The sequence below is a fragment of the Salinicola halophyticus genome (genome assembly GCF_003206695.1).
GTDB classification, from domain to species: Bacteria; Pseudomonadota; Gammaproteobacteria; order Pseudomonadales; family Halomonadaceae; genus Salinicola; species Salinicola halophyticus.
Genome location: NZ_PZJN01000006.1, coordinates 694,616 through 709,350, shown reverse-complemented (window position 1 = coordinate 709,350; position 14,735 = coordinate 694,616). Strand labels below are relative to the sequence as shown.

The following is a 14,735-nucleotide window of genomic DNA, read 5'->3' as shown; positions in this document are numbered from 1 at the left end:
GCCAATGATCACCCAACGATTCTTCCGCTTGACCGCCTCGCTTACCCTGGCGGGTCTGAGCACCCTTGCGCTGACGGGCATGGCCCAGGCAGCCACCGAGATTCGCGTTGCCTATGGCAATCAGCCCGGCGAGCCGGTCGACGTCGCGGTCAAGGCGTGGGCGAAAAGCGTCGAGAAAGCCAGCGACGGTGAGCTGACTCTGAAGGCCTTCCCCGCCAGCCAGCTCGGTGGCGAGACCGAGGTGATGGAGCAGGCCCGGTTCGGCTCGCCGTTGATCACCATCACCGCCTACTCCAACTTCATGAGCTCGGTGCCGGATCTCGCCGTACTCGATGCGCCCTACCTGGCCGACGATTTCGACAGCAAGCTCAAGGTGTTCGACTCCGACTGGTTCGCCGACCAGGAGAAAAAAGTCGAGGAATCCGGCTACCACATCGTGATTCCCAACAGCGTCTACGGCGTCCGTCATCTGCTCTCGCGGGAAGCGGTCTCGACGCCGGAAGATCTAGCCGGGGTCAAGATTCGGGTGCAGAACTCGCCGATGTACGTCGCCGCCATCAAGGCGATGGGCGCGGTGCCGACCCCAATGTCACTGGGCGATGTCTATCCGGCGCTGGCCCAAGGGCTGGTGGACGGCGTCGAGAATCCGCTGCCGGTTCTTTATGGCGGCAAGTTCTACGAAGTCGTCAAGAACCTCAACCTGACCGCGCACATGCATACCGTCGCGCCGTTCGTCACCGGTCAAGCGTTCTGGCAGCAACTGAGTCCGGAAGATCAGCAGATCCTCACCGAGACCGGCCAGGAGATGGCCAAGAACCTGCGTGGCCTGGTCGAGAAAGAGACCGACAAGTCGCTGCAGCAGTTGAAGGATGCCGGCGTTCAGGTTCACGAGGTCGACACCGCCCCGTTCCGCGAACGCGCCCAGAAGGAGATCCCGGCGGAGTTCCCGCAGTGGAGCGAGGGGCTTTATCAAGAGGTCAGCGACATCATCAACGGCTGATCGAGCCTCCAACCTCGCATGACAGCGCCCCCGCTCCACGCCGAGCGGGGGCGCCATGGAGTTGACCATGCAAACGCTTTTCAGGGCGATCGACCGCGTGATGCGGCTCGATGAGGTCGTCGCCAGCCTGGCGCTGTTCGGGCTGTTCGTGGTGGCCATCGCCAATGTCTTCATGCGCTACCTGTTCTCGTCGCCGCTGGCCTGGAGCGAGGAGATCCTGCAGCTGCTAATGGTGTGGGCGACGTTCCTCGGCGCAAGCGCGCTGGTTCGGCGTAACGAACACGTGCTGATCGGCCTGCTCAACGAGCGATTGCCGGCACCCGTCGCGCGCTGGAACACCCGCATTTTCAACGTCGGCATCGTCATGCTGTGCGCCGCCGCGATGCTGTTCTGGGGGCTGGAACTACTACCGTTCTCGCGTTTCCGCAGCACGCCGATGCTGCAGATTCCCTACTACTGGATTCACGTCGCCATCCCGATCAGTGCCGCCATGATGCTCTACCACGGGCTGGTACGCCTGATCACCAATGATCGGCTGGTTACCAGTGACCAAAACATGGCGTCCCCGGCAGCGATTCCCGAGACCGCCGCCACCAAGGAGTGATAACAATGGCCGTTGGAATCGCGCTCGTCGCGCTCTTCGTTCTGTTCTGCCTGGGTACGCCGGTGGCCTTCGCCCTGTTCGCGTCGAGCCTGGCCTATTTTCTGATCGGCGCCGACCAGCCGATGGTGACGCTGATCCAGCGCCTTGCCGGCGGGCTCGAGTCGATTTCGCTGCTGGCGATTCCGTTCTTCATCATGGCCGGGGTGTTCATGAACCACTCCGGCATCACCGAGCGCCTGCTGACGCTGGCCGAGCTGATGACTCGTCGCATGCATGGCGGCCTGGCCCAGGCCAACGTGTTGCTGAGCACCTTCATGGGCGGTCTTTCCGGCTCCAACATCGCCGACGCGGCCATGAACGCCAAGCTACTGGTACCGAGCATGACGGCCGCCGGCTATCCCAAGGCGTTTTCGAGTGCAATCACGGCCTCGTCGTCGCTGATCACCTCGACCATTCCGCCGGGGATCGCGCTGATCGTCTACGGCTACGTCAACAATGTCTCCATCGGCCGGCTGTTTCTCGCCGGTGTGGTGCCCGGCGTGCTGATGGCGGTCGCGATGATGGTGCTGGTCTCGATCCAGTGCCGCCGTCTTGGCTATCAGAAGCCGCGTCGCGAACGCGTATCGCGCCACGAATGGATCAGCGTCACCCGTGCCGGGATCATCGCCCTGCTGCTGCCCGTGGTGGTGATCGGCGGCATCCGCGTCGGTGTCTTCACGCCGACCGAAGCGGGCGCGATGGCAGTGCTTTACGCTCTGATCGTCGGGCTATTCGTGTATCGGCAGATGGGGCTGGGCAGTATCGCCGTGGCAACCCAGGAATCGCTGATGGCCTCGGTCAACGTGCTGTTCATCATCGCGGTCGCCTCGGGCTTCGCGCGCGTGTTGACCTGGGAGCAGATTCCCCAGCAGATCGCGCTGATGCTGTCGTCGAGCGTCGGCAGCGCCGTGGCGTTTCTGCTGATCGCCAACGCGCTGCTGCTGATCCTGGGCATGTTTCTGGAGGGCAACGCGATCCTGATCGTGCTGTCGCCGCTGCTGGCACCCGTGGCGGCCCAGTTCGGCATCGATCCGGTGCACTTCGGCATCGTGTTTATCCTCAACGCTTCGATCGGCACGATCACACCGCCACTGGGAACGGTGATGTTCACGACCTGCAGTATCACCGGTGTTTCGATAGGCGCCTTCATTCGCGCGATCGTGCCCTACTGGCTGCTGCTGGTCGCCCTGCTGCTGGTCGTGACGTTCGTACCCGCGGTGTCGCTGACGCTGCCCAACTGGGTGTTCTGACCCCGACGCGGTGCCTCGAATGAAGTCGTTCGCGTACGACCATGGGCGTATGTCGACCTTTGCCGTTCGCAAAGCGCGTGAGGGGATGGGTAAGATGGAGTTGAGACAGCCAATGTTGACCATACGGCTCAACCGACTTCGACTGCCGAGAACCGATTTTCGTGAAGGACGCGCCAACATCCCGTTCCCCTCAACGCCCCAGCGTTGCTGAAGCGCTGGCCAAGGAGATCTTCGCCGGGCTCTACCAGCCCGGCGATTTCGTGCCCAAGGAGATCGATCTGTGCGAACAGTTCGCGCTCAACCGTTCGGCGGTGCGCAGCGATCTACGTCGGCTGGTGGATGCCGGCATCATCGAGCGTATCTCCGGCTACGGCTCGCGGGTCCGTGCCTACTCCAAATGGAATATTCTCGATCCGCAGGTGACCGAGTGGATGGTTCAGTTCGCCACGCCTAACCCCGGTATCCAGCGCGAGATCCTGACCTTCCGGCTCGACGTCGAACCCTATGTGGCGATGACGGCGGCCAAGCGCGCCACGGCGCGGGACCTGGTGGCGATAGAAGAAGCTTTCGAAGGCATGGGCCACGATTTCCACAATCCGGCGTCGGCCAACCGGGGGCGACTGCAAAGCGACCATGACGTCGCGTTCCATGTCGCCATCTTCAAGGCGACGCACAATATCGTCTGGACCCAGCTGTCGCATATTCTGCGTCCCTCGATTCATCTGCTGGTGCAGACATCCAATGTCAGCGCCAGCGATCCCGAGCAGAGCCTGGAACGCCATCGCCACTTGATGGAGTGCATTCGCACCCGGCGGCCTCGAGACGCCTTCTTCGCGTCGGTAGCCGTGCTGGAAGGCACCGCCGACGCACTGGGGATGGAGATGCCGGAAACCTTGCTGGGCGAGGTGCCGGCGGCGCTCGCCCGCTGAACCCATCGCCCAAATCCTGTACGCCGTGGAACTCGCACGCCTCACCCGCGATGTCCGCCCTGATCTCACGAGAGGAAAACACCATGGATTTCGGTATTCGCGGCCGCTGGGCCATCGTCTGTGCCGCCAGCCAAGGGCTGGGTAAGGGCTGCGCGATTGCGCTGGCGAAAGAAGGCGTCAATCTGGTCATCAACTCCCGTCGCGAGGAAACGCTCGAGGCGGTCGCCGAGGAGCTGCGTGCACTCGATCCCGCAATCGAAGTGCGGTCGGTTGCCGGTGATATCGGTACGCCGGCCGTGCAGCAAGCCCTGCTCGCCGCCTGCCCCCAGGTCGACATTCTGATCAACAACAACGGCGGGCCGCCGCCCGGGGATTTCCGCGAGTGGACCCGGCAGGACTGGCTCGCGGCGGTGGAAGCCAACATGCTTACCCCCATCGCGCTGATTCAGGCCTGCGTCGATGGCATGGCCGAGCGCGGTTTCGGACGTGTCGTCAACATCACCTCTTCGGCGGTGAAAGCGCCGATCGATGTGCTGGGGCTCTCCAACGGCGCCCGCAGCGGGTTGACCGGGTTCGTCGCCGGCACCGCGCGCCAATCGAGTCTGGCCAGCCGCAATGTGACCCTCAACAATCTGCTGCCCGGCGCCTTCGATACCCAGCGGCTGAGAGGCGGCATCGACAAGGCCGCCAGCAACAGCGGTCGCTCCCACGAGGAGATGGCCCAAGCCCGCATGGAGGCCATTCCCGCCGGGCGCTTCGGCACGCCCGAAGAATTCGGCCAGGTCTGCGCCTTTCTCTGCAGCCAGCAGGCCGCCTACATGATCGGTCAGAACGTGCTGCTCGACGGCGGCGCTTATCCGGGGACCTTCTAGGGCGCCCGAAGCCGCGCCATCGTCCAAATCGCCCATCCACTGCGCGCTGAAGTCCAGATCCTCGGGGCCAGCCTCTGCGCACCGCGCTGCGGTACCCAAAACGCCGGACTCGAAAGCCCGGCGTTGTCGATTTTTCGAATGCCAGCTGCAGGCAGCTCGTGGCTCGTGGCTNNCATGCCGCGATCGAGCTGCTCGACCATCGAGCGCTGGATCTCCTGCCACGGCGTCTGATGATCGCGATAGGGATAGCCGCCTTCGGCCTCGAGCTTCGCGCGCCGCGCCGCCAGTTCGTCGTCGCCGATCAGCAGATTGGCTTCGCCCCGCTTGAGGTCGATCCGAATCCGGTCACCACTCTCCAGCAATGCCAGACCACCGCCGGTTGCCGCTTCCGGCGAGGCGTTGAGAATCGACGGCGAGCCAGAAGTTCCCGACTGACGGCCGTCGCCCAGACATGGCAGCGATTCGATACCCTGCTTGATCAGCGCTTCCGGCGGCTGCATGTTGACCACCTCGGCGCCACCGGGATGGCCCACCGGACCGGCGCCGCGCATCACCAGAATGGTGTTCGCGTCGATCCCGAGCGCCGGATCGTCGATGCGCGCGTGGTAGTCCTCGGAGCCATCGAACACCGCGACCTTGCCCTCGAAGGCGTCGAGATCGCCGGGGTTGGAGAGATAACGACGACGGAAATCGTCCGAGATCACGCTGGTCTTCATCAGCGCCGAGTCGAACAGATTGCCCTTGAGATTGAGGAAGCCCGCCGATTCCACCAGCGGCTGGTCGTAGCGCAGGATGACGTCCTCGTCCTGCGTCTCCTGGCCGAAACAGTTGGTGTGTAGCGTTTGGCCGTTGACGGTCAGCGCATCGCCGTGAAGCCGCCCCGCCGTCAGCAACTCATGCACCACGGCCGGAACACCGCCCGCCCGGAAGAACTCCTCGCCCAGATAAGCGCCCGCCGGCATCACATTGGCCAGCAGCGGGATATCGTGGCCGAGTCGCTGCCAGTCGTCGTTGGTCAGTTCGATTCCGGCATGGCGGGCAATCGCGTTGATATGGACGGGCGCATTGCTCGAGCCGCCCAGCGCCGAGCAGACCACGATGGCGTTCTCGAACGCCTCACGCGTCATGATGTCGCTCGGACGCAGATCCTCCCATACCATCTCGACGATGCGCGCGCCGGTGGCGTAGGCGACCATCGGCCGCTCCTTGTAGGGCGCGGGAATCATCGCCGAACCCGGCAGGCTCATGCCCAGTGCTTCGGCCATCGAGTTCATGGTCGAGGCCGTTCCCATGGTGTTGCAGTGCCCCACCGAGGGTGCCGAGTCCGCGATCCGAGCCAGGAATTCGGGATAGTCGATCTCGCCGGTGGCCATCCGCTTGCGCAATTCCCAGACGATGGTGCCGGAGCCGACGCGGTCCTTGCCTCGCCAGCCGTTGAGCATCGGCCCACCGGACAGCACGATCGCCGGAATATCGGCAGTGGCGGCGGCCATCAGACAGGCCGGCGTGGTCTTGTCGCAGCCGGTGGTCAGCAGTACGCCATCGAGCGGATAGCCGTGGAGCACTTCGACCAGGCCCAGATAGGCGAGGTTGCGATCCAGCGCGGCGGTGGGCCGGCGCACGTTCTCGTGAATCGGATGCAGCGGAAATTCGAACGGCACGCCACCGGCTGCCCGGATGCCGGCCTTGACCCGCTCCACCAGTTGAATGTGATGGCGGTTGCAGGGTGTCAGATCGGAGCCCGACTGGGCGATACCGATGATCGGCTTGCCCGAAGAAAGCTCTTCCAGGGTAATGCCGTAGTTCATGTAACGCTCGAGACACAGCGCCGTGGTACCGGCGTGCTCGGGGTTGTCGAACCACCAGCGCGACCGCAGCTGGTCGGGGGTTCGGCGGGGACGTTGGGGCATGTTCGAAACTCTCTCAAGCAAATTGATGGTCGTGGAAGCTGCAAAGTCGCCCTCTGGCCCGCTGTAACGTGAATGCAACGGTGGAAGCTGCCAGCCAGGGGCGCCGATGGGCCGGGGTTACAGCGCTTTCGCCGCTGAATAGCCGAAGTCCGCTTCGCTACCCAGGGTGTTGCGCAAGGGTCTGCCCAGCGCCGGCAGGTCGATCTCGTAGCGATCACCCGGCTCGACCACGATCTTGTCGGCGAAGCTCAGCGTGGCGGTACCGAAGAAATGCACATGCACGTCGCCCGGCCGGCGAAAGTTGCGGTACTTGAAGTGGTGATGCTCGAGGTTGGCCAGACTGTGGGCCATGTTGCCCTCGCCGGTCAGGAACGGTTTTTCCCATAGTGTGCGCCCGTCGCGCACGATCCGGCTGGTGCCTTCCAGATTTTCCGGCAGTTCGCCGATGAACAGTTCCGGGCCGAAGCTGCAGGCGCGTAGCTTGGAGTGCGCCAGCCACAGGTAGTTGAAACGCTCGGTGACATGATCGGAGAACTCGTTGCCGACGGCGTAACCGACTCGCCACGGTTGGCCGTTTCTGCCGATCACGTAGAGGCCGGCGAGTTCCGGTTCTTCGCCGGCATCCTGAGCAAAAGCCGGGGACGGAATCTCGGTTTCCGGTGCCACCACGCAGTCGCCGTCTCCCTTGTAGAACCACTCCGGCTGTGGCCCGACCTCTCCCGCCTTTGGCTTGCCGGCCTCGACACCCATGCGGAACATGCGCATGGAATCGGTGAGTTCACTCTCATCGACCTTGTCGGCCGAATGCATCGCCGAACGTGTATCGGCACTGCCGAGATGGGTCAGCCCCGTCCCCGTCACCAGACAGTGCGCCGGATCCGGGTGCGTCAGTGGCGGCAGCAGACGCCGCTCATCAATGAGCTTGGCGTAGTCGAGCCGGGTTTCGGTCAGCGCGGCTTCGACCACCGACGTCAGCGGCAGGTCTTCGTCGATGGCGCGCTTGGCCAGGCCGTAGACGCCTTCATCAGCATTGACGACCTGAACCTCCCGTTCGCTCAGGACCATCGCCACGGTCAGCCGATCATCGTTCAGACACTGTATCAGGCGCATTACCTACCTCCTCGAGTTGACTACGATTCTCGCCACCGTCGCTGACAGCCCTCGGCGGCATTCCTGTTCAGTGGCCACGGTCACCGAACGCGTCCGATGGATGCGGCGCAACAACCACCCATGACGACACTAGCGCCTATGTTGAACATATGGCAGATAAGTACAACATAGACTTTCGGAGCAAATACGCCCGGCGCGAACCGGCGTAATCTAGACATCACAGCGATCTGCGGCGCCCGCCCCTTATCGGAAACCCGACCGAATACCGTTGAAAAATCAGGCCAAATACCCATTTATCGGCAAGCATTCCAGGGATCTCTTCAGGTAAATCGTTCCGATAAGCCTTCAAGCGTAATACCAATGTCTAGCCAATACGCTTATTGCATTCAATAGTCATAAAACATAGCTTCATTGAGCGAAAAGCCTGCCAATAACCACATAAAATATCGCTCCTCAGGAGACACGCCATGAAGACGTCGATCACCCGTACTCATCTCGCAGGATTGCTGGGTTTGTCGTTGCTGCTTCCCCTGCCGGCAATGGCGGATTATCCCGAAAAGCCGATCACCTTGATCGTGCCGTGGGCGGCCGGCGGCGGAACCGATGCCACCGCCCGAACCATCGCCGCGGCACTGGAAGAGGAACTCGGTCAGACGGTCAACGTGGTCAACCGTACCGGTGGCAGCGGTGTGGTGGGACACACCGCCATGGCGATGGCCAAGCCCGACGGCTATACGCTTGGCCTGATCACCGGCGAGATCAACATGATGCATTGGCAGGGGCTGACGCAGTTGACCTACCAGGATTACACCCCCATCGCCCAGATCAACTACGACTATGCCGGCATTCAAGTGGCTGCCGACGGTCCTTTCGACTCGGTTCAGTCGTTGGTCGACAAGGTCAAGAGCGAGCCCGCGCGAACCTATACCGCCTCCGGCACCGGCCAGGGCGGCGTGTGGCATCTTGCCTTCGCCGGCTTCCTGCTCGATCAGGGCCTGGAAGCCGATCGCGTCTCCTGGATCCCCAGCCAGGGCGCGGCACCGGCCATGACCGAAATGGCGGCCGGCAGTATCGATATCGTGCCCAGTTCGGTTCCCGAGGGCCGCTCGATGGTCGATGCCGGCAAGGCGCGGAGCCTGGCGATCATGGCGCCGGAGCGCCTCGACAGCTTCCCCAACGTTCCCACGCTGAAAGAGGCTATCGGCAGCGACTACACCATTGGTGAGTGGCGCGGTATCGCAGGGCCCAAAGGGATGGACCCGGCCGTTGTCGACACGCTCGAGAAAGCCGTCGAAGCGGCCTATAACAGCGACACCTACCAGAACTTCATGGCCAAGCAGGGTTTCGGCACCGAATGGCGCGACGCGGACGACTTCGGCAAGCTCATGGCCGAACAGGACGAGCGCTTCGGCAAGATCGTCGAACAGGTAGGCCTGGCCAAGTGACCCGACGACCCGACCGGGAGACGACTTCATGAGAGATTTCCTGCTCGGGCTGGCGTTCGTGATCGGCGGCGGCGTGGTCATCGCCGTCGCCCAGACCTACCCGACCATGCCTGCGCTGCAGTTCGGCCCGTCACTATTCCCCTCGCTGATCGGCGGGGGAATGGTGATCGGTGGGCTGGTATTGACCCTGACCCGGGTAGGTGCGCTCAAAAGCGCGTTCGCCGGTCCCCGATCCCAGGCCTCGAAATACGATTACCGCGGCCTGCTGATTTCCCTGCTGCCCTGCGCGCTGATCGTCTTCTATATCCTGACCAGCGAGTGGCTGGGCGCGGCGCCCTGCATGGCCCTGAGCATGCTGGTTCTGATGCTGCTTCGAGGCGCCAAACTATGGCTGTCGTTGCTCGTCTCGATCGTCATCGCGGCGGCGATCTATCTGCTGTTTTCACGCTACCTGCTGATCCCGTTGCCGGAAGGCATTCTGCTCTCCCAACTCCTACCTTAGCCTGGTGACCGCCCATGGACGATTTTCTACAAGGCCTGGCAATGGTGTTCAACGCCCAGACGATGCTGGTCATTGTCGCGGCGTCCGTGTTCGGCCTGTTCGTCGGCGCCATTCCCGGTCTGACCGCCACCATGGCGGTCGCCCTGCTGGTACCGATCACGTTCTACATGGATGCGACCCCGGCCATTGCCGCCATCGTGGCCACTTCGGCGATGGCCATCTTTGCCGGTGACATCCCCGGCACCTATCTCAACATACCCGGCACGCCGGCCTCGGCGGCCTATGTCGGGGAATCCTATCGCCTCGCCCAGAAAGGCCGCGCTCGCGAGACACTTGGCACCAATCTGGTGTGCTCGGTCATCGGCGGGCTGTTCGGCACGCTGGTCCTGGTCTTCGTCTCGCCTTCGCTAGCCGAAATGGCGCTCAATTTCAGTTCGTTCGAATACTTCTGGCTCGCGCTGCTGGGCCTGAGCAGTTCGATCTTCATTGCCATCGGCTCTCGGGTCAAAGCGTTCCTGTCGTTGACGGTGGGGCTGCTGCTATCGACCGTGGGGCTAGACATGATGAGCGGCGCGCCGCGCTTCACCTTTGGCGTGCCCGACCTGATGGCCGGGGTCAATTTCATTCCGGTAATGATCGGCATGTTCGCGCTCAACGAGATCATGATGTTCTACGGCTCGCGGGCCGAAGCGCGCAGCGTCCCGGTGATGGCCAAGGACAGCGTCTTCGCCAGCGCGCCGGGGCACATCAGAACCTACTGGCGCAATATTCTGCGCGGCAGCTCGCTGGGTACGCTGATCGGCGCGCTCCCCGGCGCCGGGGCGGACATCGCCGCCTGGATCGCCTACGCGGCAGGCAAGAGTCGCTCCAAGGAAAAAGAGAAGTACGGCACGGGCCATATCGAAGGGATCGTCGACGCCAGCTCGGCCAACAACTCCGGCATCAGCGGCGCCTGGGTCCCGGCGCTGGTGTTCGGCATCCCCGGCGATACCATCACTGCCATCGTGATCGGGGTGCTCTACATGAAGGGCATGAATCCCGGCCCGACCATCTTCATGAACGGCGGCGGCCAGGTCTACGCCCTGTTCACGGTGTTCTTCGTCGCCAACCTGATCATGCTGCCGATCGGCTACCTCGCCATCCGCGCCTCGAAGGTCTTCATCCTGACCCCGCGCAAGCTGTTGATGCCGGTGATCCTGAGCTTCTGCATCGTCGGCGCTTTTGCCATCAACAATTCGGTCACCGATATCTGGATCATGCTGATCATCGGGATGGTGGCCTTCGTGCTGGCGCGCAACGACTTTCCCATGGCGCCCGCCATTCTCGGGCTGGTACTCGGCGGTACGTTGGAGAACAGCTTCATGAGTTCGATGCTGAAATCCAACGGCGATCTGCTGGCCTTCTTCGAGCGCCCGATCAGTGCGGCGCTGGGTGCGTTGGTCATTCTGATCTGGGTGCTGCCGTCTCTGATCAAGCTGTTTCGCCGACGGCGCGGCACGCCGCAAGCCCGTCCCGAAAAATAATGCTAGCCGAGGTCTTCATGACACGTTATGACGCCGCCAATCTGCGCTCCACACTGACCACGCTGTTCACGGAAAACGGGGCGAGTCCCGAGGTCGCGGACACCACCGCGCGCATTCTGGTCGAGGGAGACCTGCTCGGGCATCACACCCACGGGGTGAAACTGGCCAGCGGCTATCTCAAGGATCTCAAGGCGGGGCATGCCAGTGGCGACCACACGCGGATCGAGATTCACCAGAACAGCCCGGTTGCGGCACTGTTCGACGGCCACTACCTGCTGGGCCCCTATCTGGTCCAGCGCGCCCTGGACCAGTGCCGGGAAGCCGCCAGCGCGTTCGGCATCGGCATGGTCAGTCTCAAGCGCTCGCATCACATCGCGTGTCTGGCCGCGTATCTGCAGCCGCTGGTCGAGGCCAATCTGATTCCGTTGATCCTGACCTCGGACCCGGCGGTCGCTTCGGTGGCGCCCTACGGCGGCCTGGATCGCGTGTACACGCCCAATCCGTTGGCGATCGGCATCCCCGGACGCGAGCAGCCGCTGCTGATCGATGTCAGCATGTCGACCATCACCAACGGCACCGTCGGCAAGACCCGCGCCGCTGGCGACCGGCTCGAGCATCCGGCTATCCTGACCGGCCACGGCGCGGTCAGCGACGATCCCGAGGATTACTTCGCTTCTCCCGAAGGGAGTATCCTGCCCTTGGGTGAGCTGGCGTTCGGCCACAAGGGCTTCGCACTGGGGTTGATGGTCGAGGCATTGACCTCGGCGCTCTCGGGCTTCGGTCGCAAGGATTCACCCGACGGCTGGGGCGCGTCGGTGATGGTCATGGTGATCGATCCGGCACGCTTCGGCGGCGTGGAGTCCTTTCTCGACGAGACCGATCACGTGGCCAGACGTTGCCTCGACAGCCGCCCGCGCGACCCCGAAAAGCCGGTTCGCCTGCCTGGCCAGGCAGGCCTGGCCCGACGCCGAGACTATCTCGACAACGGTATTCCGTTGCCGACGGATGTTGTCGATGCCATGCGCGAAGCCGTGGCAGACTCGTCCCTGGCGGGAACGACACCGTTCGGCTGACCGCTCAGCGTCCATCCCTTCCCTTTTCCCAAGGAGTTCGTTTTTTCATGGCTTCAACCACTCACGATCATTGCCTTCCCGACGATGCCGAACGAGCGCTGCTGGTCGGGAGAGCCTGGCTCGCCGATGGCGCAGAGTCCACCATCGGCCGCGCCGGCCCCGCCGTGGTGGCAGTGCGCGGCGACGAGCTGATCGATCTCTCCGACCACGTCTCGACCATGGCCGATCTGCTGGAACGCGACGATGCCGCCTATCTGGTTCGCGAGGCACCGGGCAAGACAATCGGCACGCTTGACGAGGTGCTGGCCAATGGTCACGGCGATACGCCACGAGCGCCCTACCTGCTGGCACCGTGCGACGTGCAGGCGATCAAGGCGTGCGGCGTCACCTTCGCGGTCAGCCTGCTGGAGCGGGTGATCGAGGAGCAGGCTGGCGGTGATCTCAAGCGCGCCGGCGAACTGCGTCAGGAGATCCAGTCGCTGATCGGTGGCGATCTGTCGCGGATCAAGCCCGGCTCGGACGAGGCGATGGCGCTCAAGGCAGAACTGCAGGCGCGCGGTGGCTGGTCGCAGTACATGGAAGTCGGCATCGGCCCCGACGCCGAAGTCTTTTCCAAGGCGCAGCCGCTGTCGGCCGTCGGCCACGGCGCCCGCGTCGGGTTGCACCCGGCTTCCGAATGGAACAACCCGGAGCCGGAAATCGTGCTGGCGGTGGATGCCGAAGGGCATGTCCGCGGGGCCACGCTCGGCAACGACGTCAATCTGCGCGATGTCGAGGGTCGCAGCGCCCTGCTGCTGGGCAAGGCCAAGGACAACAACGCGTCGTGCTCGATCGGCCCGTTCATCCGCCTTTTCGATGATCACTTCGGGATCGATGACGTGCGCAGTGCCCAGGTCTCGCTACGCATCGAAGGCAGCGACGACGACTTCGTGCTGGAAGGAAAGAGCGACATGCGCGAGATCAGCCGCGACCCGCTGGATCTGGTGGCGCAGACCTACGGCGCCCATCACCAGTATCCGGATGGTTTCATGCTGTTTCTCGGCACCATGTTCTCGCCGATCCAGGATCGCGACGGCGAAGGTCAGGGCTTTACCCATCATCTCGGCGACCGCGTGACCATCGCCACGCCCAAGCTGGGAGCGCTGACCAACGTCGTCGATCGCAGCGACCGCCTGCCCCCCTGGACTTTCGGCATCCGCGCGCTGCTGGCCCATCTCAGTCAGCGCTGAGGCAAGACTTCCGGGAAACCTGCAGCAAGATCACCGTCGCCGCTCCTCGATGACAGCGGTGACGGTGATCGCCATTCATGAGCGGTCTCGCATCAGCAACGTGTCGATGAACTCTTCGACCACGTCGGAAATTTCCTCTTCCTTTCGGGTCAACACGCCGTAGTAGCCCAACGGCTCACCGATCACCAGCGGCAGCGCCGTGAACTTCCCCGCCGAGACGGCCGTCTTGAGCACCGATGTCGGCAGCAACGCGATAGCATCCGATGAGCTGACCAGCTGCAGCGTCGTCTGTGTCGAGGTGGTTTCCACCACGTTGCGCGGTGTCGATATTCCCTCCTCTGCCAGCGCGATCTCGAACAGCCCCCGCATCGGGCTGTTCATCGGATGCAGAACCCATGGCCAGCGCACGACTTCGCTCAGCCCCGGCGAACGTTCACAGAGTGGGTGACCGGCTCTCACCACGATCGAGACCGGTTCCGCCTGCAGCGGCAGAAAATCGAATAGCTGGTGCTGAGCGTTTTCCGTCACGCGACCGATCACCACATCCAGGCGCTTGTATTCCAGGTCCGCCAGCAGCCGATCGCTGGAGTTCTCGAACAGACTCACCGCCAGTTGCGGCCGCCGTGACTTGATCGTGTTGATCGCCTTGGGCAACAGCAGCGGCGCTGCCCCCGGTACCGCGCCGATGACCAACTTGCCGTATCCCCCTTCCCGCATTGATACCAGCTCGTCGATCAGGCGGTCGGTATCATTGAGAATGCTGCGGGCATAGCGCACCAACAGGCGGCCTGAATCGGTGATCTCCATGCTGCGGGGCAGCCGATAGAAAAGCGTCATGCCGAAGAACGTCTCGATATCCTTGAGCATCTTGCTGGCCGCGGGCTGGCTCATATTCATGTGGCGCGACGTGGCGTGGAGATTTCGACTTTCATCCAGCGTTACCAGCAGCACCAGATGCTTGATACGCATCCAACCCTTGACGTGTATACGACTATCGTCGGACATCGTGATCACCCGCATAAGGCTTTAGTCTAAAATAATAACCCCCGGTTATCGGGGTAACATAAAAAAAGATTAGCCACCGGACTATACCGCCAATTACGCTAGCGATATATCAGAAAACAGACGTCGATCGCTGGCGATAAAACGGCGCACTCATCCCGAATCACGAGAAAATCAGCAAACAATACGGGACGTATTATCGTTAACTACGTCGCCAACAGATCGTCCTGTTTTTTCTACAATTCGG

At 62.9% G+C, this 14,735-nt stretch carries 12 protein-coding genes and 1 pseudogene; 10 read left to right on the top strand and 3 right to left on the bottom strand.

From position 1 onward, the window contains the following. The first annotated feature begins 4 nt into the window (after positions 1-4). The 5 genes from DOM58_RS10985 to DOM58_RS10965 all read left to right on the top strand — a co-directional run bounded on the left by DOM58_RS10985 (position 5) and on the right by DOM58_RS10965 (position 4,694). Positions 5-1,000, top strand: coding sequence for a C4-dicarboxylate TRAP transporter substrate-binding protein (locus tag DOM58_RS10985; protein WP_110692853.1), 996 nt, complete (start codon positions 5-7; stop codon positions 998-1,000). Between the two features lie 67 nt (positions 1,001-1,067). After that, the gene (locus tag DOM58_RS10980) at positions 1,068-1,604 is read left to right on the top strand and encodes a TRAP transporter small permease (protein ID WP_110692852.1); all 537 of its coding nucleotides are present in this window, start codon (positions 1,068-1,070) and stop codon (positions 1,602-1,604) included. Positions 1,605-1,609: 5 nt separating this feature from the next. Continuing rightward, positions 1,610-2,893 (top strand): TRAP transporter large permease, encoded by a 1,284-nt coding sequence (locus DOM58_RS10975; RefSeq protein ID WP_110692851.1) that lies wholly within the window; start codon positions 1,610-1,612, stop codon positions 2,891-2,893. 161 nt (positions 2,894-3,054) lie between these two features. Beyond that, complete coding sequence (locus tag DOM58_RS10970; RefSeq protein WP_110692850.1) at positions 3,055-3,822, top strand: FadR/GntR family transcriptional regulator; 768 nt, start codon at positions 3,055-3,057, stop codon at positions 3,820-3,822. A gap of 83 nt (positions 3,823-3,905) precedes the next feature. Further along, on the top strand, positions 3,906-4,694 hold the full coding sequence (locus tag DOM58_RS10965; protein ID WP_110692849.1) for an SDR family oxidoreductase: 789 nt from the start codon (positions 3,906-3,908) through the stop codon (positions 4,692-4,694). Between the two features lie 173 nt (positions 4,695-4,867). Here the strand turns inward: DOM58_RS10965 and DOM58_RS10960 are convergent. After that, positions 4,868-6,604 (bottom strand): annotated as a pseudogene (locus DOM58_RS10960) (IlvD/Edd family dehydratase); the annotation flags it as partial. Positions 6,605-6,721: 117 nt separating this feature from the next. Further along, a complete protein-coding gene (araD1, locus tag DOM58_RS10955; protein ID WP_110692847.1) occupies positions 6,722-7,714 on the bottom strand; it encodes an AraD1 family protein in 993 nt (330 codons plus the stop codon). 467 nt (positions 7,715-8,181) lie between these two features. Here araD1 and DOM58_RS10950 point away from each other — a divergent pair, with 467 nt between their 5' ends. The 5 genes from DOM58_RS10950 to DOM58_RS10930 are packed head-to-tail and all read left to right on the top strand — an operon-like array spanning position 8,182 to position 13,486. Beyond that, a complete protein-coding gene (locus DOM58_RS10950) occupies positions 8,182-9,159 on the top strand; it encodes a tripartite tricarboxylate transporter substrate binding protein (RefSeq protein WP_110692846.1) in 978 nt (325 codons plus the stop codon). Positions 9,160-9,187: 28 nt separating this feature from the next. Beyond that, a complete protein-coding gene (locus DOM58_RS10945; RefSeq protein ID WP_110692845.1) occupies positions 9,188-9,661 on the top strand; it encodes a tripartite tricarboxylate transporter TctB family protein in 474 nt (157 codons plus the stop codon). A gap of 14 nt (positions 9,662-9,675) precedes the next feature. After that, the gene (locus DOM58_RS10940; protein WP_110692844.1) at positions 9,676-11,184 is read left to right on the top strand and encodes a tripartite tricarboxylate transporter permease; all 1,509 of its coding nucleotides are present in this window, start codon (positions 9,676-9,678) and stop codon (positions 11,182-11,184) included. A 17-nt stretch (positions 11,185-11,201) separates the two neighbouring features. Next, complete coding sequence (locus DOM58_RS10935; protein WP_110692950.1) at positions 11,202-12,257, top strand: Ldh family oxidoreductase; 1,056 nt, start codon at positions 11,202-11,204, stop codon at positions 12,255-12,257. 47 nt (positions 12,258-12,304) lie between these two features. Continuing rightward, complete coding sequence (locus tag DOM58_RS10930; RefSeq protein WP_110692843.1) at positions 12,305-13,486, top strand: fumarylacetoacetate hydrolase family protein; 1,182 nt, start codon at positions 12,305-12,307, stop codon at positions 13,484-13,486. Positions 13,487-13,561: 75 nt separating this feature from the next. Here DOM58_RS10930 and DOM58_RS10925 read toward each other — a convergent pair whose 3' ends face one another. Continuing rightward, on the bottom strand, positions 13,562-14,491 hold the full coding sequence (locus tag DOM58_RS10925; RefSeq protein WP_110692949.1) for a LysR substrate-binding domain-containing protein: 930 nt from the start codon (positions 14,489-14,491) through the stop codon (positions 13,562-13,564). Positions 14,492-14,735: the final 244 nt, after the last annotated feature.

What these genes read in the sequence shown, in the direction of transcription:
- DOM58_RS10935 (WP_110692950.1), top strand. Translation starts at nt 11,202, where the DNA reads ATGACACGTTATGACGCCGCCAATCTGCGCTCCACACTGACCACGCTG.
- araD1 (WP_110692847.1), bottom strand. Translation starts at nt 7,714, where the DNA reads ATGCGCCTGATACAGTGTCTGAACGATGATCGGCTGACCGTGGCGATG.
- DOM58_RS10950 (WP_110692846.1), top strand. Translation starts at nt 8,182, where the DNA reads ATGAAGACGTCGATCACCCGTACTCATCTCGCAGGATTGCTGGGTTTG.
- DOM58_RS10975 (WP_110692851.1), top strand. Translation starts at nt 1,610, where the DNA reads ATGGCCGTTGGAATCGCGCTCGTCGCGCTCTTCGTTCTGTTCTGCCTG.
- DOM58_RS10985 (WP_110692853.1), top strand. Translation starts at nt 5, where the DNA reads ATGATCACCCAACGATTCTTCCGCTTGACCGCCTCGCTTACCCTGGCG.
- DOM58_RS10930 (WP_110692843.1), top strand. Translation starts at nt 12,305, where the DNA reads ATGGCTTCAACCACTCACGATCATTGCCTTCCCGACGATGCCGAACGA.
- DOM58_RS10980 (WP_110692852.1), top strand. Translation starts at nt 1,068, where the DNA reads ATGCAAACGCTTTTCAGGGCGATCGACCGCGTGATGCGGCTCGATGAG.
- DOM58_RS10945 (WP_110692845.1), top strand. Translation starts at nt 9,188, where the DNA reads ATGAGAGATTTCCTGCTCGGGCTGGCGTTCGTGATCGGCGGCGGCGTG.
- DOM58_RS10965 (WP_110692849.1), top strand. Translation starts at nt 3,906, where the DNA reads ATGGATTTCGGTATTCGCGGCCGCTGGGCCATCGTCTGTGCCGCCAGC.
- DOM58_RS10925 (WP_110692949.1), bottom strand. Translation starts at nt 14,491, where the DNA reads ATGTCCGACGATAGTCGTATACACGTCAAGGGTTGGATGCGTATCAAG.
- DOM58_RS10940 (WP_110692844.1), top strand. Translation starts at nt 9,676, where the DNA reads ATGGACGATTTTCTACAAGGCCTGGCAATGGTGTTCAACGCCCAGACG.